Below are 22,708 nucleotides of genomic sequence, written 5' to 3'. Positions count from 1 at the left end.
ATTTACGACATCCACGGGTCGCTTCCAAATCATCAACACCCAAATCGGTCGCAAATTTACAAACCTATGCCGCAAATAAATCACCCAATCCGACGCATGCAAAAACTGCATATCTGCTATGAAAAAAAGGTATTTGCATGGGGTAATTGTTAACCCTATCTGCGGCTTACTGACGACCTCAAATGAAACACCGACCAAAAAAGGAAGTATGATATGGCCGCATTTGACTACACCCCCGCGCAGTCCCTCAACGCTGGTTTCTCCGGCCGTATCGGGTTTGCATTCTCCTCCCTCGTCGCGACTGTCGCACAGTGGAACGCAGCACGCAGCACCCGCGCGCAGCTGTCCAAACTGACCGATCGTGAGCTGTCCGATATCGGCCTGTCTCGCGGCAACATCGCGGACTTCTAAAGCAAACAATCGACCTTCACTGTCGTTGTTAAGCCGTGGTTGAGGTATCAACCGCGGCTTTTTCTTTGCCCATCGGGATTACAGAGCTGGGATTACAGAATTTTCTGGATGTTTTCGGCCATCATTAGCGACACAGCATCGCCCTGCATGGTCCATGCACCGATCTGAGTGACAATGGATGAACTGGTGAAAAGTTCCTGAATACGGATCGCATAAATATCTGCACCAATACCCGCAATCATCAGGCCTTTCAGTGCAAAGAAGCCCAGCGCCAATAGGAAAACTCCCAAAAACGGCACAGGCCGCGCGCGCGATTTGGCTTGCACGATGACGTAACCGTCTTGATCGATGAAAGCCGGCCCATGTGAACGCATGGCTTTAGAGCGCTTGCGACGCAAGCGCTTGACACGATACTCGAATTCTTGCTGTTGGATATCCACGTTAATAATACTCAGACAGCGCCCCTGCCTGAGACGGTGAATGCCTGACAAATGTGGCGAGATTTAGGCATTCGCCGAGATTACTCCGCCCGGCGTGTGAGGGTCAGCGTGGTCCATTCCCCGATCTCTTCGCGATGCGTGACGTCAAAGCCGGTTGCATCATAGGCCGCGACGACCTCGTCGGCTTGCTCGTTCAGAATGCCCGACAGGATCGCGTGGCCTTTTGGCGCGATGTTCTGCCCCATATCGGGTGCCAGCATCACCAAAGGAGCCTTAAGAATATTGGCAAAGACCAGATCGAAGGGCGCTTTCGCCAGCAGATCTTCATGACCAAAGCCCGCGGCCTCTAGACAGACAACACGACCGACCAGATCATTGGCTTTGACGTTGGCTTCGGCCACATCGACAGCCACCTGATCAATATCGCTGGCCAAAACCGTTTCCGGCCAGATCCGCGCGGCGGCCATACCCAGAACGGCTGTACCACATCCGATATCCGCAACGTTGTGGCCATGAAAGTCACCGTCCACCAGCCGATCCAAAGCCCGCAAACACCCCAGCGTCGTACCATGATGTCCGGTTCCAAAGGCCATGGCGGCCTCGATCAACAAAGGCTCGCAACCTTCAGGCACCTGATCCGCGTCATGGCTGCCGTAAACAAAGAACCGCCCCGCCTGCACCGGGGAGAGCTCTCGTTTAACTTTGGCGACCCAATCGGTATCCGGCAATTCGCTCACCGCGAAATCCTTGGCCCCGAAGGCGGCCGCCAAAAGCGCCAAGCCCGCTTCGTCCGGCGCTTCGGTGAAATAGCCCCCGACTTCCCAAAGCCCAGACCCGTCCTCGATTTCAAACACCCCCACGCCGGTTGGCATGGGATCAAGGTTCTCCATCGCGTCGCCAAGTTTGTCGGCATTGTCTTTGCCGGTCAGGGTCGTCAGAGCTGTGAAAGTGGGCATTTGGGGCCTCTTGCGTAGGGATGCATCCCTTTGGCGGAAATATGATCCGGGATCAAGCGGGCTCTTGGGAAGCCGCTGGGTCTGACTGCCCAAGAGACGCAACAAAACGCCATCCCCAGAAGGCTGACAGAATACCGACGGCCGACCCGACCATAGCCTGCGCATAAACCGCGCCGGTTGCGCCGGTCAGGCTCGCCATCCACCAGGCCACGGGCAGCATCAAAACGCCGTCCCGGAGCCAGGTCATCAGCGTCGCACGGATGGGTTTGCCTAGCGAGTTGAAGGCCGACACAGATACAAACAAACCACCCAACAAAATGAAGCTGGCCGAGCCGACATAGCCGAAAGCGCGATAGACCTCTGCCCCTTCAGCGGACAGGTTGAAGGCCGCGATAATGCTGCTGGCACTCAAGGACAAAACGGCCCAGGCGAAAATGGTATAGCCCAAGCAGAACAGCAGAGCGTCGCGATATGTCGTACGCACCCGCGCCCAAAGTTCAGCGCCGTAGTTCTGGCCAAAGATCCCTCCGACCGCGCCGGACAGCGAAAAGATCGATCCGAAGGCCACCACGCTCACGCGGTTCACAACAGCCCAACCTGCGACGGCGCTGTCTCCGAATGGGGCGATGACCGAGGTCAGGATATAGTAGCCAAAGGGCGTCGCCATTTGTGTCAGCAGGGCAGGTCCTGCGACGGCGAAAAACGGCAATACACAGCGTTTCAGCGCGGCAAACGCTGGCGGCGCAAGCAGGTCGTGTTTCCCGATCAAAAACCGCATGGCCTGAATGGCCAGCGTGATGCGAAACAGAACAATGCCGATTGCCGCCCCGTCCAGCCCAAGCAAGTAGATCAGCGGAGGGTCGATAAAGAGCAACAACACACCGCCACTGACCGTCACATACATCGCGCGCCGCCCATCGCCTTCAGCGCGCAAAATCGCCGAGCCCGATAGGCCGATTGCCATAATCGCCAAAGATGGGATCGTGATCAAAAGATAACGGGCGGCCATCTCAAGTGTCTCGCCTTGCGCGCCCACGAGTTCTAGCAATGGATAGCGGAACAACACGATCAAGAGTGCCACGCAGGCCTGAAATCCGACGGTCAGGATCATCGCCGAGGTCGCCTCTTCGCGCGCTCGATCCATATCGCCGCGCCCGATCTGGCGCGAAACAATCGCCGTTGTGGCAATCATCATGCCCACACCGGTGGACACGGAAAAGAACTGCACCGCAAAGGCAAAGCCGATGGCGGCCACCAGTTGCTCGTTACCGAAATAGGCGATCCAGAAGAGGTTCACGAGATCGACGAGGAACACAAAGGTAATCCCCAAGCCGCCCAACAGGGTCATGCGTGTCACATGCCCCATTGTGGATCCGTCCAGGAATCTGCCGCGCTCTGCCATTGCTATTCTGCCGGAGCTGCCAACGGGCGTTGCAAGCGGGTTTCATAACCTTTGACCGGATGGCGCGGAATAAGCAGCGCCAGGCAGAAAGAGATCGCAGCGCCCCCGGCCGCCATGATGAACACAATCGCTGGGGAATAGAGCCACAAGAGCCCCAAAAGAACCGGCAGGAACACCGCTGCGATGTGGTTGATCGTAAAGGCTACAGCGGCTGTCGGTGCGATATCAGCCGGGTCTGCGATCTTTTGGAAATAGGTCTTCATCGCCAAGGCCATCGAGAACAACAGGTGATCCACCACATAAAGCACCATCGCAAGAACCACACCCCAGCCAAAGAAATAGATCCCGCCATAGGCCAGGAAGACCAAAACCAGGCCGATGTATTCCACCAACAGCGTCCGTTGCTCTCCGAACCGCGCAACGATTTGGCCGATAAAGGGCGCAAAGATCATGTTGGCGATCAGATTGATCAGAAAAAGACCGGTCAGGTGATGCACGTCAAAGCCAAAGCGTTCGACCATCATAAAGCCAGCAAAGACCACAAAGATCTGACGCCGTGCGCCGGCCATAAAGGTCAGCGCATAATAGAGCCAGTAGCGCTTGCGCAGGATCATCTTTTTGATCTGAGGGGTCTCGGATTCATACTGCGGATAGGCAAAGAGCGCGAAGATCGCGAGCCCCACCGTCAGCAGCCCTGAGACGAGAAACACAAAGTTATAGCTCAGACCAAGCCCTTCCCAAGTCATGACGATGAGCACGTAAATCACCAGCGTACTGGCAGAGCCCACAGCCGCCAACCAACCCAGCGCCTGCGGGGCACGATCTTTCTTAAGCCATTGAAGTTGAACGGATTGGTTGACTGTCTCGTAATAATGAAAACCGATCGAGCTCAGCAGTGTGATCATCAAAATGCCGCCAAGCGTCGGGAACCAAGCCGTAACGGCACTTGCAGCACCAAGCAGCACGAGAGACAAAAGCCCCAACACCTGCTCGCGAATAAAGATGATCACAAAGATCACGAGGAAGGACAAAAAGCCTGGGATCTCGCGGACCGTGTGCAAAAGACCAATGTCCGAGCCATCGAAATTGGCGACTTCGATCACGAAGTTATTCAGCAGCGCCGACCATGTGGAAAACGCCAATGGCATGGCAATCGCCATCAGAACCAAAAGGCCGAAGGGACGTTGCCAGACGGGGCGGTCAGAGGCCGCGCTTAAAGAGACTTTTTCAAACATACTTCGCGCTTACGCCTGTTTTCACCCTATGGCGAGCGAAATCCGCGCGCCTAAGGTGTGCGGAACTGAACAGTTGTCAGTTCTGGTCAGTAGAAACTCTGAGGATCGATATCGACGGACAGGCGTAGATCGCCTTTTGGTTTCACCTGACTTACCCACTTTGCCAAAGCCTGTTGGATCGGTGCAGACTTCTCGGCCTTCACCAAAAGGCGCACGCGATGACGCCCGCGAACCCGTGCAATCGGCGCGGGCGCTGGTCCAAACACCTGCGCGCCAATCTCACGCAATGGTCCGTCATTGCGCGCCAATTGGTTCCCGATATCAAAGACTTGCTGCACATCAGGAGAGGACAGAATGATCCCAGCCATGCGCCCATAAGGGGGCACGCCTGCATGCCGGCGTTGATCCGCCTCGGCCTGCCAAAAGCCTTCCTCGTCGCCAGATAAAATCGCACGAATAACCGGATGATCCGGCTGAAACGTCTGCATCAATGCCGTGCCTTTGCGTTCCGAACGCCCCGCCCGACCCGCCACCTGGCGCATCAATTGAAACGTGCGTTCTGCCGCGCGCATGTCAGAGCCCTGCAGGCCAAGGTCCGCATCAATCACCCCCACCAAGGTCAACAAAGGAAAGTTATGTCCCTTGGCCACCAATTGCGTGCCGATGATGATATCCGCGCCACCCTCGGCAATCTGGGTGATCCCCTCTTTCAACGCACGCGCCGAACCAAAGAGATCTGACGACAAAACCGCCAACCGAGCCTCCGGAAAATGCGCCTGCGCCTCTTCGGCAAGCCGTTCCACACCCGGCCCCACAGGCGCGAGTTTGCCCTCGACGCCACAGCTCGGGCAGGCCTCTGGCATCGGTTTGCTCTCGCCACATTGATGACAGAGCAGCCGTTTCAGGAACCGATGCTCCACCATCCGCGCATCGCAATGATCGCAGCCCACCTGATGCCCACAGGCCCGGCAGATCGTCACCGGCGCATAGCCACGGCGGTTGATAAACAGCAGAGATTGCTCGCCTTTTTCCAATCGGCTGCGCACAGCGGACTGCAAGGTCGGAGAAATCCATTGCGCACTCGGCAGGTCTTCAACCCGCATATCAATCGCGCGCATATCCGGCAGAACGGCAGGCCCAAAGCGCGAGGTCAGCTCGATACGCTCATATTTTCCGGCATCCGCATTGGCCCAGCTCTCAAGGCTCGGCGTGGCCGAAGCCAGCACAACCCGCGCGCCACAAAGGCTCGCACGCAGAACAGCCATATCGCGGGCGTTATAAAGCACCCCGTCGTCCTGCTTGTAAGAGGTGTCATGTTCCTCATCGACCACGATCAGACCCAGGTTCTGAAACGGCAGGAACAAGGCCGACCGCGCCCCGATCACCACCTGAGCCCCACCCTGCCCGACCATCCGCCAGATCCGGCGACGTTCGGTCATGGTGACGCCCGAATGCCATTCCGCAGGCTTTGCGCCAAAGCGTGCTTCAACCCGCGTGAGGAATTCAGCCGTCAAAGCGATCTCGGGCAACAGCACCAAAGCCTGACGCCCCGCTTCAATGCAGGCGGCCACCGCCTCTAGATACACCTCGGTCTTTCCAGATCCGGTGACGCCACGCAGCAAAGACGTGCCATAGACCTCATCCTTGATACCCGTCGAGACCTTTTCGGCCGCCGCCGCCTGATCTTCGGTCAGCTCTTTGGGACCAAAATCCGCATCCATCCGCCGATAAGGCTGATCGCGCGGTGTGTCCTCTTCCAGGACAACCCCTTGCTTCACGAGACCTTTCACAACCGAAGACGTCACCCCCGCCAACTCGGACACTTCCTTTAGCGTGAACCCAAGCCCGCCATATTCCCGCAAAGCCTCAATCACCCGCGTGCGCGCGTCTGTGACTCGATCCGGCACGCCCTCTCCCAGCCGATAAACCTTACGCATAGACAGCGGATCAGACAGCCCCGGCGCCCGCGTCGCGAGCCGCAGCATCGCAGGCATAGGCGTCAACGTATAACTCGCCGCCTTCTCCAGAAACGAGCGCATTTCAGACCGCATCGGCGCCACATCCAGCACCCGATTAACGCTACGCACCTTGGCGATATCCCAATCGCCGCGCCCGCGCCCCCAGACCACGCCCAGCACCTTGCGCGGCCCCAAAGGAACCTCTACAAACGCGCCCAACCAGCACCCTCCTTCAGGAGCCTTGTAATCCAAGGTCCGGTCCAAGGGCTGGGTGGTCAGGACAGCAACCAGATCACCTGCGTCAAAGAAGTCCGGGTCTTTCAAATCCGCCTCGCAAAAAGGGTTTGCGCTAACACCTCGATGAGGTAAACGAGGCGCGACCCTAGACCAACCCTTAAAAGCCAACCCAATCAGGACGCGCGTTATGAAATTCTTTGTAGACACTGCAGAAATAGATGCAATCGCAGAACTCAATGACTTTGGCATGGTCGATGGTGTCACCACCAATCCATCGCTGATCAAAAAATCCGGCCGTGACATCATCGAAGTCACCAAAGAAATCTGTGAGCTGGTCTCTGGCCCCGTTTCCGCCGAGGTCACCGCGACCGACGCAGACACCATGATCGCCGAAGGCCGCAAACTGGCCGAGATCGCCGACAATATCGCAGTCAAAGTCCCGCTGACTTGGGACGGTCTGCAGGCCTGTAAGACCCTCACCGACGAAGGCAAAATGGTCAACGTCACGCTCTGTTTCTCTGTGAACCAAGCGATCCTCGCCGCCAAAGCTGGCGCAACGTTCATTTCTCCGTTCATCGGGCGTCTGGATGACATCAACCTCGACGGCATGGACCTGATTGAAGACATCCGCACTGCCTATGACAACTACGGCTACGAAACCCAGATCCTCGCGGCCTCGATCCGCACCGCCAACCACATCGCAGAATGCGCACGTATTGGTGCAGACGTGATCACCGCACCTCCTGCGGTCATCAAAGGCATGGTCAACCACCCGCTGACCGACAAAGGCCTGGCTGCCTTCCTCGCGGACATCGCGGCGGCAGATATCAAGATCCTCTGATCTTTCTCTTGCCCTAAATATCTTGGGGTGAATGGGGGGATCTGCACAGCAGATCGCCTCAGAGGGGCAACGCCCCTCCACCCCACCTCAAAAAACACCCGCAGGTAGAAAAAACACAAGATATTGCGGGTGGCTTCTGCTAGAGTACAGCAAAAGACGAACAGGCATCTCATGAGCAGCACGGCAAAAATCGAAGATACTCTGCGCGACAAGATTCTCTCGAAACCAGAGATTATCCTTGAAGATCAAGATGTTATGAAGGCGCTTATTGCGGCCAACGAACGCTCCATGGGCGGCAATATTGTCGATCTGCGCGGCATCGCGATGGAGCGTCTTGAAGCGCGGCTGGACCGGCTAGAGGACACCCATCGCAGTGTAATCGCAGCAGCCTATGAAAATCTGGCGGGCACCAATCAGGTGCATCGCGCAATCTTGCGCATGCTGGATCCTCTGGAATTTGAGATGTTCCTTAAGGATCTTGACGGCGAAGTCGCCAATATCCTGCGCGTTGATGCGGTCCGTCTGGTGCTGGAAACAGCCCAAGACGAAAAAGAGGTTCAGATCAAGCGCCTCGGTGAGGTGCTCAGCGTCGCAGAGCCCGGCTTTGTCGAACGCTACCTGACCGGAGGCCGCAATGTCCCGGCGCGGCAGGTTACGCTGCGCCAGATGGAGAGCGGCTCAAAACCCGTCTTTGGGGAACGTGCTGACTTCATTCGCTCTGAAGCCTGCCTGAAACTGGATTTCGGCGAAGGCCGCCTGCCTGGTATGCTCGTCATGGGAGCCGAAGATCCACACCATTTCACGCCGCAGCAAGGCACAGATTTGCTAAGTTTCTTTGCAGGCGTCTTTGAACGCGCCATGCGGCGCTGGCTGTCGTGATTTCGCCGGCGGCGACTGCCGCGCGGGACAGTTGGCTTGAGGCCGAGAAGGCTCTGAAAGGCAATTCAGACAACACGCTTAAGGCCTATTTCGCCGATGTCACAGAGTTCCTCGCCTTCATGAGCGAACATAAGGGCGCGCAGCAAGGGTTGGCTCCGCTTTCAAAACTCACGGTTTCAGATATGCGCGCATGGATGGCGCGGATGCGGACTGGCGACGTCGGCCCGCGCACGCTGGCGCGCAAGCTATCGGCGGTAAAGGGCTTTTTCAGGTGGTTGGCGGAGCGTGAGGGATTTGACCCAACCGCCGTTCTGTCCACGCGTGCGCCCAAGTTTCAAAAGAAACTCCCACGCCCCTTGGCCCCGGACGCGGCCAAGGCTGTCATTGAAACGGTGGAGTTTCAAACACGCGAAGGCTGGCAAGGCGCGCGCGATATCGCTGTTGTCACTCTGTTATATGGCTGCGGTTTGCGGATATCTGAGGCTTTGGGGCTGAATGCAGACGCTCACCCCCTGCCCGATGTCCTGCGGATTGTGGGCAAGGGCAACAAAGAGCGGTTGGTGCCTGTCATCCCAGCTGCGCGAGATGCGGTTGCCGATTACGTGCGCCAAGCACCCTTTCCGATGGACCCCGAGCGGCCCTTGTTTATCGGCGCACGTGGCGGACGGCTGAACGCGCGGCATATTCAGGGCGTCATGCAGAATGTACGTATGCAATTGGGACTGCCCGCAAGCGCGACACCACATGCCATGCGCCACAGCTTTGCCACCCATCTTCTTGAAGCCGGCGGAGACCTGCGGGCGATACAGGAACTCTTGGGGCATGCGTCGCTGTCGACGACTCAGGCCTATACGGCTGTGGACACCACGCGCCTCATGGAGGTTTACAACCGCACGCACCCGAAGGCGTAACTGGCGGCCCTGGATGCCTCCGGCAGGAGTATTTGGGGCAAGATGAAAGCGGTGGTGTCCCATTCCAAAGATACCCCAATGGGTCCTATGTGGTGTACGGGCACGGCACAGTTGGCCAATTTTGCTCAAAAATTAATCAAACACATCTATTTTTCACCCATTGCTGCAACGCAGAAATTCAAGACGGCCGCCAGTTTTACTATGTAGGGCGCAAGCCAGCCTAGTCTGCATAGCCATACGAGTAAATTTTGTCAGAGAACCTCACCATCGTTGTCGTCGAGAAAGATCGGGATCGCGCCTGCGCGATTGTCGATTCCTTAGCTGAGACCGGATCACACAAGATCCACGTGCTTTCCGAGGTCAGCGGCTTGGCGCGCTCTGTCGCGCGTTTTGCCCCGGATGTTGTCCTGGTCGACGTCACCGATCCATCGCGCGACGCGATCGAACAACTGGCTTTGGCCTCCGATCCTTTAGAGCGCCCGGTTGCGCTGTTCGTAGATCGCTCCGATGCGCAACTGACCAAGGCAGCGATTGAGGCCGGTGTCTCGGCCTATATCGTCGATGGGCTGCAAAATGACCGGATCAAACCCATCCTCGACGCCGCCATTGCGCGGTTTCAGATGTTCCAGCGCATGCGCACGGAATTGGAAACCACCAAACGCGCGCTTGAGGAGCGCAAGATCGTGGATCGGGCCAAAGGCATAATAATGAAAGCTCGCGGCGTTGGCGAAGAGGAGGCCTATGCCCTGCTGCGTAAAACCGCGATGGATCAGAGCAAGCGCGTGGCGGATGTTGCCCAGGCGCTGGTCACGGCCTCGGAGCTTTTGTCATGAGCCTTACTCCGATCGCAGCCGGTTTTATTCCCCTGGTCGACGCTGCCCCTTTGATCGTCGCCAAAGAACTCGGGTTTGCAGAAGAAGAAGGTCTCGACCTGTCGCTTGAACGTGCTCCCAGTTGGAGCACCCTTCGAGATCAACTTGCCTTTGGGCAAATTCAGGCGGCGCATATGTTGTCGCCAGTGCCCGTGGCCTCTTATTTGGGACTCATGAACGGGCTGCCGAAATTGCAGGTTCTGTCGGTTCTCAGCATGAATGGCAATGTCATTGGCGTCAGCCCCAATATGGCGGCCCTGCTGGAAGTGCGCGGCTATGGGTTTGATTTCAAAGACGCCAAAGCGGCCGCGCTTGCGGTTGCATCACTGCCAAAACCTTTGCGCATTGGCGTGCCGTTCTATCTGTCCATGCATTCAGAACTGGTGTCGATTTGGCTGAATGCTGTGGGTTTAAAGGCGGGAGACGACTTTCAGATCCAGGCCGTACCCCCGCCCTTGATGGCGCAAGCAATCAAGAACGGAGACCTCGACATCTTTTGCGTGGGAGAGCCTTGGGGGTCTGTCACCGTAGATACAGCCAACGGAACGCTGATCCTGCCGGGGGCCGCGATTTGGACGGCAGCGCCGGAAAAAGTTTTGGCGACACGCGCAGATTGGGCCGAGCAAAACGAAGACACAGCGCTCAAGTTGATCCGCGCCTTGTGGCGTGCGGGGCAATGGTTGGACCAGCCCAGCAAGCATGTCGCTCTGGCAGAGGTTTTGGCCCGAAAGGACTATGTGGGGGTGAACTCTGATCTGATTGACCGGGCTTTGACAGGTCGTTTGGTGCTTAACAGTGCCGGGGCCAATAAGCATCACGACAATTTTCTGCGTTTCCACACGGAGGGGGCTACCTTTCCGTGGCAATCACAAGCCGATTGGATCGCCGAACGCCTTAAGGCGCGTCATGGGACAGTCGACGACGTGGCGGCCTCCGAGGTTCACAAGATCTTTCGCAGTGACCTCTATCGCCGTGCTTTGGGGCAATTGGGGGCGCCGATGCCGTTGAGCAATTCAAAAATCGAGGGCGGACTCACCGAGTCGACTGAGGTGCGCGCGGTAACTGGCAGCCTGAGTCTTGGGCAAAACCGCTTCTTTGACGGGCAAACCTTTGACCCTCAGCGGTAGGTTTGCACATTTTTTGTGCAGTTGCAGCGAATGAACGCTGCAATGCAGAAAAATTAAAGAAATGGACTCGCCAGCCTTAGGGGTGCGTCGCATAAGATGATTAACAACACGACAACGGCGTCGTGTCCCTCCCTCCCAAAGTTCTGGGAACTCTCTGAGCAAAGTCGCTCGACCTTTGACCCCCTATCCCTGGGGCCAAATGCGTCGGCGGCTTTTTTTATTTTGCCCAACAGGGCTTAACCACGAGGACAGAAGACATGAAAAACATTGCTTCGATCCTGGCAGCGACCACATTACTGGCAGCGCCTGCTTGGGCTGAATTGGAACTGGAAAAAGACGAGCTGACCTTTGGCTTTATCAAGCTGACGGACATGGCACCTTTGGCCGTTGCGTATGAACAAGGTTTCTTTGACGACGAAGGCCTGTTCGTGACGCTGGAAGCACAAGCGAACTGGAAAGTTCTGCTGGATGGTGTGATCGACGGCCAGCTCGACGGCGCGCATATGCTGGCGGGTCAGCCTCTGGCTGCGACCATCGGCTACGGCACCGAGGCCCACATCATCACCCCATTCTCTATGGACCTCAACGGCAACGGCATCACCGTCTCCAACGAAGTTTGGGAAATGATGAAGCCAAACATCCCAACCATGGATGACGGCCGCCCTCAGCACCCGATTTCTGCTCAGGCTCTGGCCCCCGTTGTTGAGAAGTTCAACAGCGAAGGTAAGCCATTCAACATGGGTATGGTTTTCCCGGTGTCCACCCACAACTACGAGCTGCGCTATTGGCTCGCGGCAGGTGGTCTGGAGCCAGGCTACTACTCTCCTGAAAACATCTCCGGTCAGATCGGCGCGGATGTTTTCCTGTCTGTAACCCCCCCTCCACAAATGCCAGCAACGCTGGAAGCGGGCACGATCCACGGCTACTGCGTGGGTGAGCCTTGGAACCAGCAGGCCGTGTTCAAAGGCATCGGCGTGCCTGTGATCACCGACTATGAGCTCTGGAAGAACAACCCAGAGAAAGTCTTCGGCATCACCAACGAATTTGCGGAGATGTATCCGAACACCACCAAAGCTGTGGTGAAGGCTCTGATCCGCGCAGCGATGTGGCTGGATGAAAACGACAACGCAAACCGTGAAGAAGCCGTGGAAATCCTGTCTCGCCCTGAATATGTGGGCGCGGACTATGAGGTTATCGCGAACTCTATGACCGGTACTTTCGAGTATGAAAAAGGCGACAAGCGCGAAGTCCCAGATTTCAACGTGTTCTTCCGCTATAACGCGACCTACCCTTATTACTCTGACGCAATCTGGTATCTGACCCAGATGCGCCGCTGGGGTCAGATCGCCGAGACCAAGCCTGACAGCTGGTATGACGAAGTTGCGAAATCCGTTTACAAGCCTGAGATCTATCTCGAAGCCGCGAAGCTGCTGGTCGAAGAAGGTCTGGCGAACGAAGCGGACTTCCCTTGGGACAGCGACGGCTACAAAGCGCCGACCCCAGCAGCCGACATCATTGACGGTATCGCATACGACGGTCGCACCCCGAACGCTTACCTGGAAAGCCTGCCAATTGGTCTGAAGTCTGGCCAAACCGTGGTTGGTGCAGAAGTCCAAGGCTAACCCAAACAACTTCCCTCTCCCCTTCTTGGGGAGAGGGCTCCCCCCGCGATTTACACCGCAGCTATTCGAATTCTCAGGACCAGAGCTATGACAGCCATCGACCCACAAACCATCACCGACGCAGATCGCGAGGCACGACGCGCGCGTCTGTTTACGCGTATCAACAAAGCCGACGCCTGGTTTCAGGTTCTGGGCCTTGCTTGGATCACACCGATCCTGAAAGCCGCAGCGGGCGACAACCCGCGCGCGCAAATGAAAGAAATCTGGCGCCTTTTGTGCGTGCCTTTGCTGGCGATTGCCGCCTTCCTTGTGATGTGGGGCACTCTGGCACCAACTGTTCAGACCTCTCTGGGCGCCGTCCCCGGTCCGCAGCAAGTCTGGACCGAAGCCGTCAACCTGCATGAGGACGCACAGGCGAAAGCCGAAAAGCGCGCAAAGCATGAAGAACGTGTTGCAAAACGCAACGAGCGCTTCATCGCGAATGGCCAGCCTGAGAAAGTCAAAGACATCCCCTTCACCGGCGCGCCAAGCTATTACCAGCAGATCTGGACCTCGATCCAAACTGTCTTCTTCGGCTTCCTGATCGCCACCGTGATCGCTGTGCCGCTGGGCATCATGGCGGGTCTCAGCCCGACCGCAAACTCTGCGATCAACCCGCTTATTCAGATCTTTAAGCCGGTCTCGCCGCTCGCATGGTTGCCGATTGTCACCATGGTCGTCTCGGCTGTCGCAGCATCCGAAGGCGGGCTGTTCGCGAAATCCTTCCTTGTGTCGGCAATTACCGTGACGCTCTGCTCGCTTTGGCCGACGCTAATCAACACCGCTCTGGGTGTGGCATCGATCGACAAAGATCTCGTCGCCGTGTCCAAAGTTCTGAAAATGAACACCTATACCAAGATCACCAAATTGGTTCTGCCATCCGCATTGCCGCTGATCTTCACCGGTCTTCGTCTGTCCCTGGGTGTGGGCTGGATGGTTCTGATTGCCGCGGAAATGCTGGCACAAAACCCGGGTCTCGGCAAATTCGTCTGGGATGAATTCCAGAACGGCTCTTCCAGCTCGCTCGCGAAAATCATGGTCGCTGTTCTGACCATCGGCATCATCGGCTTCCTCTTGGACCGGGTCATGTACGCCATCCAATCCCTCTTCACCTTTACCTCTAACCGGTGATCGACATGAGCTTTTTCAAATTCGAAAACGTCGACAAGAGTTTCGGGGAAGGCACTGCCAAAACCGATGTTCTGAAAAACATTAACCTTGAGGTTCAGGAGGGCGAGTTCCTCGTCCTGCTGGGGTTCTCGGGCACCGGCAAGACAACTCTGATCAACCTGATGGCGGGTCTTGAAGAGCCGACCAAAGGGTCCGTCACCTTCAAGGGCGAGCCGGTCAAAGGCCCTAGCCCCGAGCGTGGTGTGATCTTTCAAAGCTACTCCCTGATGCCTTGGCTGACGGTCAACGGAAACGTCAAACTGGCGCTGGATTCTGTTTTCCCGAACATGCCGAAGGCGGAAAAGGACGAGAAAGTCGCGCATTACGTCAAGATGGTGGGCCTGTCTCATGCAGCCACCCGCCGTCCTGCGGAACTCTCGGGCGGGATGCGTCAACGAGTGAACGTAGCGCGTGCGCTGGCGATGAACCCAGAGATGCTGCTTTTGGACGAGCCACTGTCTGCGCTTGACGCCCTCACCCGCGCCAATCTGGCGGATGAGATCGAGGCGATCTGGCAAGGCGACAAGAAAACCTGCGTGCTGATTACCAATGACGTAGATGAGGCCATCATTCTGGCCGACCGCATCATTGCGCTGCGTCCTGACGGCACCCTTGGCGAAGAGTTCAAAGTCTCGATCCCGCGTCCACGTGACCGGATGGAGATGAACAACCACGACGGCTTCAAAAAGCTGCGCGCGGATGTGACCAAATACCTGATGGATGTAGGGATTGAGGCGAAAGTCGAAGGCTCCAAGATCCTGCCTGACGTGACCCCGATCCATGGTGCGCCTAAGGCGGTGGCGGATGCGCAAAAAGGGATGATCGACAAGAACTTCCTCGACTTCTCGCAGTTGCACAAAATCTACCCGACGCCCAAAGGCCCACTCACTGTCGTTGAGGACTTTAACCTTAAACTGAACCGCGGCGAGTTTATCTCTCTGATCGGTCACTCTGGCTGTGGTAAATCCACGGTTCTGACTATGGCGGCGGGCCTGAATGACATTTCCAAAGGTGCGATCCGTCTGGACGGTCGTCACGTCGAAGGCGCAGATCCCGAGCGCGCAGTGGTGTTTCAGTCACCAAACCTCTTCCCTTGGCTGAGCGCTCGGGAGAACTGTGCGATTGGCGTAGATAAGGTCTATCCAAAGGCCAGCCAGGCCGAGAAACAGGATGTGGTCGAATATTACCTCGAACGCGTCGGCCTGGCTGATGCTATGGACCGCCCGGCCCATTCCATGTCCAACGGCATGAAGCAACGTGTCGGCATCGCCCGCGCCTTTGCTCTGTCGCCGAAACTGCTCTTGCTGGATGAACCTTTCGGTATGCTCGACAGCCTCACCCGCTGGGAGCTGCAAGAAGTGCTGATGGAGGTCTGGGACCGCACCAAAGTCACCGCGATCTGTGTGACCCATGATGTGGACGAAGCCATCCTGCTGGCGGACCGCGTGGTCATGATGACCAATGGCCCCCAAGCGACAGTCGGTAAAATTGTAGACGTTAATCTGCCACGCCCACGCAGCCGCAAGGCCCTGCTTGAGCATCCGGATTACTACAAATTCCGTCAGGAAGTGCTTGATTTCCTTGAAGAGTATGAGCATGGCGCCAAGCCCAAGGCCAAAACTCCCGCAAAAGCGATCGCCGCGGAATAAGGGTTTGGGACCAGCGATGTTCAGACTTTCGAAAGCCAGCCTGCCTAATGTGCACTCTCTTTTTGAGGAGAGTGTCCATGGCAGATCTGACCAAAGACGAAGTGAAACTTATCCAAGACAGCTATCGCGGCATCAAGTTGCAGCAGGGCTATCTGGCCGAGGCCTTCTATCGCATCCTATTTCGCAACACGCCTGCTGCGCGCGATCTGTTTCCCGAGGAAATGTCGGGCCAGCTCGAGAAGTTCAGCGACATGCTGGAGTTCATTGTGAACAATCTCAGCACACCCTGGCTGTTCACCGGCAAGATCAAGCGGCTTGGGCGGCGGCATGTGAATTACAACGCCGAGGCGGAACATTACGATCTGGTCGGCGAAGCTTTGATCCAAGCGGTCGAGGATATGGCGCCCCGCACGTTAACCGATGCGGAAATCGCGGCCTGGGAGAAGGCCTATCGCGGCATTGCCTCAATGATGAAAGACGCGGCGTATACGGACGCCGCCTAACACGGGCCCTCCCTGCCCGCACAAAAGGGCAAGGAGTAAATCGTGTCTAAGAAACTTGTTGTCATCGGGGCCGGTATGGCCTCGGGCCGGGTGCTGGAGCACCTACTTGAGGCCGACAAAGAGGCCTATGACGTCACGCTGTTCAATGCAGAGCCGCGCGGCAACTATAACCGGATCATGCTGTCTCCGGTCCTCTCGGGTGAGAAAACCTATGAGGAGATCGTGACCCATGATGCCGATTGGTACGAAGAAAATGGCGTGACGTGCCGCTTTGGCGAGCATGTCACCCAGATCGACCGCGAGCGCAAAGTGGTGGTGGGTCAGAACGGCGAAGTCGCTTATGACAAGCTGCTGATCGCGACGGGCTCTGCGCCTTTCATCATTCCAGTGCCCGGCAAGGATCTGCCCGGCGTCATCGCCTATCGCGATCTGGAAGACACCAATGCGATGATTAAGGCCTCTGGCATCGAAGGCGGCAAAGCCGTTGTCATCGGCGGTGGCCTTTTGGGACTTGAAGCCGCAGCGGGTCTGAAAGCGCGCGGCATGGATGTGACTGTGCTGCACCTGATGGGCCATTTGATGGAACGTCAGCTGGATGAGGCCGCAGGTTACCTGTTGCGCCGCAGCCTTGAGGACAAAGGCATCGAGATCAAATGTCAGGCCTCGACCGCTGCGATCCTGGGTGAAGACAAAGTCGAAGCGGTGATGCTGCAAGACAAAACCGTCATCCCTGCCGATTTGGTGGTGATGGCCGTCGGTATCCGCCCAGAGACACGTCTGGCGACAGATACTGCCTTGGATGTTGAGCGCGGCATCACCGTAAGCGATGCGATGGTGACCTCTGACCCAGACATCCTTGCGGTTGGCGAATGTGTTGAACACCGTGGACAGCTCTTTGGTCTGGTGGCTCCGCTCTATGACCAAGCAAAAGTCGTTGCCAAGACGCTGCTTGATGAGGCAGCGGAATTCGAACCCAAAGAGGTTGCCACCAAGCTCAAGGTTACTGGCTGTGACCTCTTTAGCGCCGGTGATTTCGCAGAAGGCCCGGGCCGCGAGGACATCGTTTTCCGCGATCCAGCGCGTGGCGTGTACAAACGTCTGGTTCTGGAAGGCGACGTTCTGGTCGGGGCCGTCATGTATGGCGACACAGCCGACGGCAATTGGTTCTTCGGTCTGATCAAAGACAAGACCGACGTCTCTGAAATGCGCGAAACTTTGATTTTCGGCCCAGCCTATCAGGGGGGAGATAGCCTGGACCCTATGGCGGCCGTTGCAGCCTTACCGCTTGACGCGGAGATCTGCGGTTGTAACGGCGTGAGCAAGGGGCAGATCGTTGAGGCCATCCAAGCCGGATCCACGGATCTGGCGGCCATCAAGGCAACCACGAAAGCCAGCGCATCCTGCGGCACCTGTACCGGATTGGTCGAACAGGTTCTGGCGACCACGTTGGGCGATGATTTCGTCATCCCCGCGCCGGCCTCGATCTGTGGCTGTACCGACCTCACCCATGAGGATGTGCGCCGCCTGATCAAATCCAAAGAACTGAAAAGCCAAGAGGCTGTCTGGCAGGAACTCGGTTGGAAGAGCCGCAATGGCTGTCACGTCTGCCGCCCTGCGATCAATTACTACTTGCTGGCCGATTGGCCGGTGGAATATCAGGACGACCCGCAGTCGCGTTTTGTCAACGAACGCAAACACGCCAACATTCAGAAGGACGGCACCTATTCCGTCGTGCCTCGGATGTGGGGCGGCATGACGACGCCGAAGGAACTGCGCGCAATTGCCGATGCGGCCGAGAAATACAATGTGCCGACGGTTCACGTCACGGGCGGTCAGCGCATCGACCTTTTGGGTGTCAAAGGCGAAGACCTACCCGCGATCTGGGCGGATCTGAACGCGGCGGGCATGGTCTCGGGCCATGCCTATGCCAAGGGTCTGCGGACAGTGAAAACCTGCGTCGGCAAAGAACACTGTCGCTTTGGCACGCAGGATTCCACAGGTTTGGGCATCAAGCTTGAGGAAAAGCTCTGGGGCTCTTGGTCTCCGCATAAGGTGAAACTGGCGGTGTCGGGTTGCCCGCGCAACTGCGCCGAGGCGACCTGCAAAGACATCGGTGTCGTCTGTGTGGACAGCGGCTATCAAGTTGGCGTCGCAGGGGCGGCTGGCATGGACGTGAAGGAAACCGAACGTCTGATGGATTGCACAACCGAGGAAGAAACCATCGAGGTCGCAACCGCCTTTATGCAGCTCTATCGCGAGAACGCGAAATACCTGGACCGCCCCTATAAGTGGGTCGCGAAAGTGGGTCTGGATTGGGTCAAAGAGCAGATCGTTGAGGATATCGAGAACCGCAAGGCTTTGGTTGAACGCTTCGAGCTGTCTCAATCGATCTATCAGAAAGACCCTTGGGCCGAACTGGCCCAAGAGGAAGAGGCCCCGAAATTCGCGCCTCTGGCAAATCTGACATTGGAGGCCGCAGAATGAGCTGGATTGATATCGGATCGATTGAGCAGATCCCTGTGCGCGGCGCGCGGGTTGTGAAGACGAAACTTGGCTGTATTGCGGTCTTTCGCACGGCAGAGGACGAGGTTTTTGCGACCTCGGACCGCTGCCCGCACAAAGGCGGCCCTTTGAGCGAGGGTATCGTGCATGGCACCTCAGTGACCTGCCCTCTGCACAATTGGGTGTTTGATTTGAATACCGGCGAGGCGCAGGGTGCGGACGAAGGTAAGATCGACACCTACGCAATCCGCGTTGAAAACGGGCGTCTGATGCTGGACGCAGCGGTCATGGAGCGCTCGGCGGCATGAGTGTCAAAACCACCTGCGCCTATTGCGGTGTCGGCTGTGGGGTTCTGGCGGATGTCGGCCCCAACGGTGTGGCGATCAAAGGCGATCCCGATCATCCGGCGAATTTTGGGCGGCTCTGTTCCAAAGGCTCGGCACTCGGCGAGACCCTCGGGACCGAGGGTCGTCTTCTCGCACCGCAGATCGGCGACCGTAGCGCAGGCTGGGACGAGGCTCTTGATCTGGTTGCGGACAAGTTTTCCGCGGCCATTGCCGAACATGGGCCGGATTCCGTGGCCTTTTATGTCTCGGGTCAGCTGCTGACCGAGGACTACTATGTGATCAACAAGCTCGCGAAGGGCTTTGTTGGCACGGCCAATATCGACACGAATTCAAGGCTGTGTATGGCTTCGACCGTTGTCGGCCACAAGCGAGCCTTTGGCACGGACACGGTGCCGGGGCTTTACACGGACCTGGAGGAGGCCGACACTGTTGTGTTGGTCGGGTCCAATCTCGCCTGGTGTCATCCGGTGCTTTATCAAAGGCTTGCGGCTGCGAAAGCGGCACGGCCTGAGATGCGCGTGATCAACGTGGACCCGAGGAGGACGGCGACATGTGATCTGGCAGATTTGCACCTCAGGATTGCACCAGGCGGGGATGTGGCCCTGTTTAACCATCTGCTTACCGAGATTTCTGAGCGCGGTTTGGTGGATGAGGCCTATTTGGCCGAAGCCGTGTCGGGGTTTGAGGCGGCTTTAGATGCGGCCCGCGCAGATGATGTCTCTGAGACCGGCCTGTCTGATGCAGATCTGGCCACCTTTGTGGACATGTGGCTTGCCAATGAGAAAACCGTGACCGTGTTTTCTCAGGGCGTGAACCAATCCACCAGCGGCGTGGATAAGGTCAATTCAATCATCAATTGCCATTTGGCGACGGGTCGTATCGGCAAAGCTGGCATGGGGCCTTTGTCGGTCACTGGGCAGCCCAACGCGATGGGAGGCCGTGAGGTCGGCGGACTCGCGAATACTTTGGCCTGTCATTTGGACATTGAGAACACCGATCATTCCAAAGCTGTGCAGGACTTCTGGAACGCCCCTGTGATGCCAGCGGCTCAGGGCCTGAAGGCTATCGACATGTTTGACGCGGTAGAGCGCGGCGACATCAAAGCGCTCTGGGTGATTTGCACCAATCCGGCACAGTCCCTGCCCGACGCCGACCGCGTGCGCGCGGCCATCAAGGGCTGTGACTTTGTCGTGGTCAGCGACATGTATGACACCACCGACACGGCGCAGGTTGCCGATGTGGTCCTGCCCGCCAGCGGCTGGGGTGAGAAATTCGGTACCGTCACCAATTCAGACCGCCTGATCAGCCGCCAGCGTGCACTGCGTGCGGCTCCGGGCAAAACGCGGCACGACTGGGAAATCATCTGCGGCGTCGCGCGGCGTATGGGGTTTGGCGAAGCATTCAACTACCACGGCCCTGCCGAGATTTTCCGCGAACATGCAGCGCTCTCGGGCATCGCGGCGGCGTTTAACAAAGACTTCGACATCTCTGGCCTCGCCGAGATTTCGGACGACGACTACGAGACGTTTACGCCCCAACACTGGCCCGTCAGCGCCGTGAAAACTGGGGGCCGGTTCTTTGGCGACCGCAAGTTTTTCACCGAAGACGGTCGCGCGCGCATGGTGGCGGTGTCTCATAAGCCCCTAGCGCAAGCGACGGATGAGGATCGGCCCTATCGGTTAAACACCGGCCGGATCCGAGACCAGTGGCACACGATGACCCGAACCGGCCAGACCGGCCGTCTGACCCAACACATGGGCGAACCCTTTCTGGAGATCCACCCCGAGGACGCGCTCAAGCTTGGTCTGGCGGCGGCGACTTTGGCCAAGGTCGACAGCCCGCATGGGTCCGCCATTCTGCGGGTCATGATCAGCGACAAAGTCACCCAAGGCGAAGTCTTTGCCCCGCTCCATTGGACAGAAGACACCTGTCCCACGGGTCGCGTGAATGCTTTGGTCGCCCCCAAGGTCGACAAGCTCTCGGGGCAACCTGAAAGCAAGGCAACTCCGGTCGAGATTTCACCATATAAGGCCGCTTGGTATGGGTTTGCGGTTTCGGCAGAGAAACCGTCGGCCAAAACCGACTATTGGGCGCGCGCGCGGACCACTGTTGGCTGGCAAGTCGAGCTGGGACACAATGAAGTCCCTGAGGACTGGGAAAGCTTTGCGCAGGATGTTTTTGGCCTGAGCCACGTGGACATCATGTCGGTCAACGGCGCGAAACCCGGATCAGCTCGGATTGCTTTCCAAAGGGACGGACAGGTTTTAGCAGCCCTCTTTGCGGCGCCCACCCCGGTCGAAGTGTCTCGCCAATTTGTTGGCAACGCCATCGGATCAGAGGTTCCAATCCTCGCAGGTCGCCCTGGCGCAAATCAACCCGATCCCGGCCCGACGCTTTGTGCCTGCTTTAACGTCGGAGCCAACACAATCCTGCGCGCGATCGAGACGCAGAACCTCGCATCTGTCGAGGAAATTGGCGCAGCGCTTGAGGCCGGCACCAACTGTGGTTCTTGCCGTCCGGAAATCTCTGCTATATTGGCTGGAGCCCATCTGAAAACCGCGGCGGAATAGGTCATGCAAAGCTTTCCGATGTTCATCAAAACCACCGGCCGGACGATTGTCGTCGTCGGCGCCGGAGAGCAGGCTGCGCAGAAATGCCGTCTGTTGTTGAAGTCGGACGCGGATATTTTGTTGCTCGGGGATCAGCCGGATGACGAACTGAGTGCGATGATCAAACAGGGTCGTATTCGGCATCTGGCTGGGCCTGTGACACGTGCCTCCTTTGCTGAGGCAACGATTGGTTTCATCGCGACCGGTTCGCCCGCGGCAGACGTGGCGATCCATGCGATTGCCAAGGACGCTGGGCTTTTGGTGAATGTTGTGGACCGTCCGGAACTCTGCGACCTGACCACACCGTCCATTGTGGACCGCGATCCGGTTGTCGTGGCGATTGGCACCGAAGGCAACGCACCGGTTCTGGGCCGCCTTATCAAAACCCAGATTGAACAGATGCTGGACCCGAACCTCGGCCGCTTCGCCGCCGCTGCGGGGCGTCTGCGTGGGATGGTTGCGCGCTACGTGCCGCAATCCCAGCGTCGTGCATTCTGGCGCGAGGTCTTTGCTGGGCCGATCTGGCAGACATTCAAACGCGGATCGGAACGCGAAGCATTGCAGAGCCTCAAGCAGCGTATCACCGGTGATTTTGACGAAAATCGCGCGGCGCAAGTCACTGTCGTGGATACAGCGGCAGGCGCGGCTGATCTGATTTCCCTGCGCGCTGTTGAACGCCTGCAGGAAGCTGATGAGATCTTCTATGAAACACCGGCTGATGAAGCCGTTCTGGAACTCGCACGACGGGATGCAGAGCGTCATCTGATGGGCGGCGCTGGTCACGATGTGCCTTGGCCTGCAAAGATCTGCGTGGCCTTTATCAAGCGCGCCGCTAAGCCCGGGCGCAATGTGGTTTGGATCAAGAATTGCGCAGAGCCTGGTACGCTAGGACTACTTGATGCATTTGAGTCAGATGCTGAAATCCAATTTGAGTTGCTCATGGCCCCTCAGACAGCAGCGACTGGCGTTAAAGCTTCTGGTCAGGCCTAGCTCAGTTT

19 protein-coding genes are annotated in these 22,708 nt (G+C 57.5%); 14 read left to right on the top strand and 5 right to left on the bottom strand.

Features of this window, described 5'->3' with window-relative positions:
* Window positions 1-213: 213 nt before the first annotated feature.
* The gene (locus HZ995_RS10740; RefSeq protein WP_209355653.1) at window positions 214-411 is read left to right on the top strand and encodes a DUF1127 domain-containing protein; all 198 of its coding nucleotides are present in this window, start codon (window positions 214-216) and stop codon (window positions 409-411) included.
* A gap of 92 nt (window positions 412-503) precedes the next feature.
* On the opposite strand, the gene HZ995_RS10735 is transcribed toward HZ995_RS10740, so the two are convergent.
* The 5 genes from HZ995_RS10735 to HZ995_RS10715 all read right to left on the bottom strand — a co-directional run bounded on the left by HZ995_RS10735 (window position 504) and on the right by HZ995_RS10715 (window position 6,726).
* Window positions 504-785 carry a hypothetical protein gene (locus HZ995_RS10735; RefSeq protein ID WP_209355652.1) on the bottom strand — a complete coding sequence of 94 codons (282 nt, stop codon included), beginning with the start codon at window positions 783-785 and terminating at the stop codon, window positions 504-506.
* Window positions 786-931: 146 nt separating this feature from the next.
* Window positions 932-1,807: a 50S ribosomal protein L11 methyltransferase gene (locus HZ995_RS10730; RefSeq protein ID WP_209358242.1), complete on the bottom strand. Its 876-nt coding sequence runs from the start codon at window positions 1,805-1,807 to the stop codon at window positions 932-934.
* Between the two features lie 52 nt (window positions 1,808-1,859).
* The gene (locus HZ995_RS10725) at window positions 1,860-3,209 is read right to left on the bottom strand and encodes an MATE family efflux transporter (protein ID WP_245168647.1); all 1,350 of its coding nucleotides are present in this window, start codon (window positions 3,207-3,209) and stop codon (window positions 1,860-1,862) included.
* A 2-nt stretch (window positions 3,210-3,211) separates the two neighbouring features.
* Window positions 3,212-4,444, bottom strand: a complete 1,233-nt coding sequence (locus HZ995_RS10720) for an MFS transporter (RefSeq protein WP_209355651.1) — start codon at window positions 4,442-4,444, stop codon at window positions 3,212-3,214.
* Between the two features lie 86 nt (window positions 4,445-4,530).
* Window positions 4,531-6,726, bottom strand: a complete 2,196-nt coding sequence (locus HZ995_RS10715; RefSeq protein ID WP_245168646.1) for a primosomal protein N' — start codon at window positions 6,724-6,726, stop codon at window positions 4,531-4,533.
* 100 nt (window positions 6,727-6,826) lie between these two features.
* Between HZ995_RS10715 and fsa the strand changes: the two genes are divergently transcribed.
* From fsa to HZ995_RS10650, 13 genes are all read left to right on the top strand, one after another.
* Entirely contained in the window at window positions 6,827-7,480 is a 654-nt protein-coding gene (fsa, locus tag HZ995_RS10710) for a fructose-6-phosphate aldolase (RefSeq protein WP_209355649.1), read from the top strand.
* A gap of 171 nt (window positions 7,481-7,651) precedes the next feature.
* The gene (locus HZ995_RS10705) at window positions 7,652-8,359 is read left to right on the top strand and encodes a DUF484 family protein (RefSeq protein WP_209355648.1); all 708 of its coding nucleotides are present in this window, start codon (window positions 7,652-7,654) and stop codon (window positions 8,357-8,359) included.
* Complete coding sequence (locus HZ995_RS10700) at window positions 8,356-9,270, top strand: tyrosine recombinase XerC (RefSeq protein WP_209355647.1); 915 nt, start codon at window positions 8,356-8,358, stop codon at window positions 9,268-9,270. Before HZ995_RS10705 ends, HZ995_RS10700 begins: the two co-directional genes overlap by 4 nt.
* Window positions 9,271-9,518: 248 nt before the next feature.
* Window positions 9,519-10,103: an ANTAR domain-containing response regulator gene (locus HZ995_RS10695; protein WP_209355646.1), complete on the top strand. Its 585-nt coding sequence runs from the start codon at window positions 9,519-9,521 to the stop codon at window positions 10,101-10,103.
* Window positions 10,100-11,269: an ABC transporter substrate-binding protein gene (locus HZ995_RS10690; protein ID WP_209355645.1), complete on the top strand. Its 1,170-nt coding sequence runs from the start codon at window positions 10,100-10,102 to the stop codon at window positions 11,267-11,269. Before HZ995_RS10695 ends, HZ995_RS10690 begins: the two co-directional genes overlap by 4 nt.
* 257 nt (window positions 11,270-11,526) lie before the next feature.
* Entirely contained in the window at window positions 11,527-12,891 is a 1,365-nt protein-coding gene (locus HZ995_RS10685; RefSeq protein WP_209355644.1) for a CmpA/NrtA family ABC transporter substrate-binding protein, read from the top strand.
* Window positions 12,892-12,978: 87 nt separating this feature from the next.
* Window positions 12,979-14,061, top strand: coding sequence for an ABC transporter permease (locus HZ995_RS10680; protein WP_209355643.1), 1,083 nt, complete (start codon window positions 12,979-12,981; stop codon window positions 14,059-14,061).
* A 5-nt stretch (window positions 14,062-14,066) separates the two neighbouring features.
* Window positions 14,067-15,749, top strand: coding sequence for an ABC transporter ATP-binding protein (locus HZ995_RS10675; RefSeq protein WP_209355642.1), 1,683 nt, complete (start codon window positions 14,067-14,069; stop codon window positions 15,747-15,749).
* Between the two features lie 77 nt (window positions 15,750-15,826).
* A complete protein-coding gene (locus HZ995_RS10670) occupies window positions 15,827-16,252 on the top strand; it encodes a globin domain-containing protein (RefSeq protein ID WP_209355641.1) in 426 nt (141 codons plus the stop codon).
* A gap of 42 nt (window positions 16,253-16,294) precedes the next feature.
* The gene (gene nirB, locus HZ995_RS10665; protein ID WP_280719337.1) at window positions 16,295-18,736 is read left to right on the top strand and encodes a nitrite reductase large subunit NirB; all 2,442 of its coding nucleotides are present in this window, start codon (window positions 16,295-16,297) and stop codon (window positions 18,734-18,736) included.
* Window positions 18,733-19,062 carry a nitrite reductase small subunit NirD gene (gene nirD / locus HZ995_RS10660; RefSeq protein ID WP_209355640.1) on the top strand — a complete coding sequence of 110 codons (330 nt, stop codon included), beginning with the start codon at window positions 18,733-18,735 and terminating at the stop codon, window positions 19,060-19,062. Before nirB ends, nirD begins: the two co-directional genes overlap by 4 nt.
* The gene (locus HZ995_RS10655) at window positions 19,059-21,671 is read left to right on the top strand and encodes a nitrate reductase (RefSeq protein WP_209355639.1); all 2,613 of its coding nucleotides are present in this window, start codon (window positions 19,059-19,061) and stop codon (window positions 21,669-21,671) included. Before nirD ends, HZ995_RS10655 begins: the two co-directional genes overlap by 4 nt.
* Window positions 21,672-21,674: 3 nt before the next feature.
* Window positions 21,675-22,700: a siroheme synthase gene (locus HZ995_RS10650; RefSeq protein ID WP_209355638.1), complete on the top strand. Its 1,026-nt coding sequence runs from the start codon at window positions 21,675-21,677 to the stop codon at window positions 22,698-22,700.
* The last annotated feature ends 8 nt before the right edge of the window (window positions 22,701-22,708 follow it).

Origin of the sequence: Cognatishimia activa (assembly GCF_017798205.1) — a bacterium.
In the GTDB taxonomy this organism is placed as follows: domain Bacteria; phylum Pseudomonadota; class Alphaproteobacteria; order Rhodobacterales; family Rhodobacteraceae; genus Cognatishimia; species Cognatishimia activa_A.
This window is presented reverse-complemented; position numbering and strand designations above follow the sequence as displayed.

What these genes read in the sequence shown, in the direction of transcription:
- HZ995_RS10740 (WP_209355653.1), top strand. Translation starts at nt 214, where the DNA reads ATGGCCGCATTTGACTACACCCCCGCGCAGTCCCTCAACGCTGGTTTC.
- HZ995_RS10735 (WP_209355652.1), bottom strand. Translation starts at nt 785, where the DNA reads ATGCGTTCACATGGGCCGGCTTTCATCGATCAAGACGGTTACGTCATC.
- HZ995_RS10730 (WP_209358242.1), bottom strand. Translation starts at nt 1,807, where the DNA reads ATGCCCACTTTCACAGCTCTGACGACCCTGACCGGCAAAGACAATGCC.
- HZ995_RS10725 (WP_245168647.1), bottom strand. Translation starts at nt 3,209, where the DNA reads ATGGCAGAGCGCGGCAGATTCCTGGACGGATCCACAATGGGGCATGTG.
- HZ995_RS10720 (WP_209355651.1), bottom strand. Translation starts at nt 4,444, where the DNA reads ATGTTTGAAAAAGTCTCTTTAAGCGCGGCCTCTGACCGCCCCGTCTGG.
- fsa (WP_209355649.1), top strand. Translation starts at nt 6,827, where the DNA reads ATGAAATTCTTTGTAGACACTGCAGAAATAGATGCAATCGCAGAACTC.
- HZ995_RS10705 (WP_209355648.1), top strand. Translation starts at nt 7,652, where the DNA reads ATGAGCAGCACGGCAAAAATCGAAGATACTCTGCGCGACAAGATTCTC.
- HZ995_RS10690 (WP_209355645.1), top strand. Translation starts at nt 10,100, where the DNA reads ATGAGCCTTACTCCGATCGCAGCCGGTTTTATTCCCCTGGTCGACGCT.
- HZ995_RS10685 (WP_209355644.1), top strand. Translation starts at nt 11,527, where the DNA reads ATGAAAAACATTGCTTCGATCCTGGCAGCGACCACATTACTGGCAGCG.
- HZ995_RS10680 (WP_209355643.1), top strand. Translation starts at nt 12,979, where the DNA reads ATGACAGCCATCGACCCACAAACCATCACCGACGCAGATCGCGAGGCA.
- HZ995_RS10675 (WP_209355642.1), top strand. Translation starts at nt 14,067, where the DNA reads ATGAGCTTTTTCAAATTCGAAAACGTCGACAAGAGTTTCGGGGAAGGC.
- HZ995_RS10670 (WP_209355641.1), top strand. Translation starts at nt 15,827, where the DNA reads ATGGCAGATCTGACCAAAGACGAAGTGAAACTTATCCAAGACAGCTAT.
- nirD (WP_209355640.1), top strand. Translation starts at nt 18,733, where the DNA reads ATGAGCTGGATTGATATCGGATCGATTGAGCAGATCCCTGTGCGCGGC.
- HZ995_RS10655 (WP_209355639.1), top strand. Translation starts at nt 19,059, where the DNA reads ATGAGTGTCAAAACCACCTGCGCCTATTGCGGTGTCGGCTGTGGGGTT.
- HZ995_RS10650 (WP_209355638.1), top strand. Translation starts at nt 21,675, where the DNA reads ATGCAAAGCTTTCCGATGTTCATCAAAACCACCGGCCGGACGATTGTC.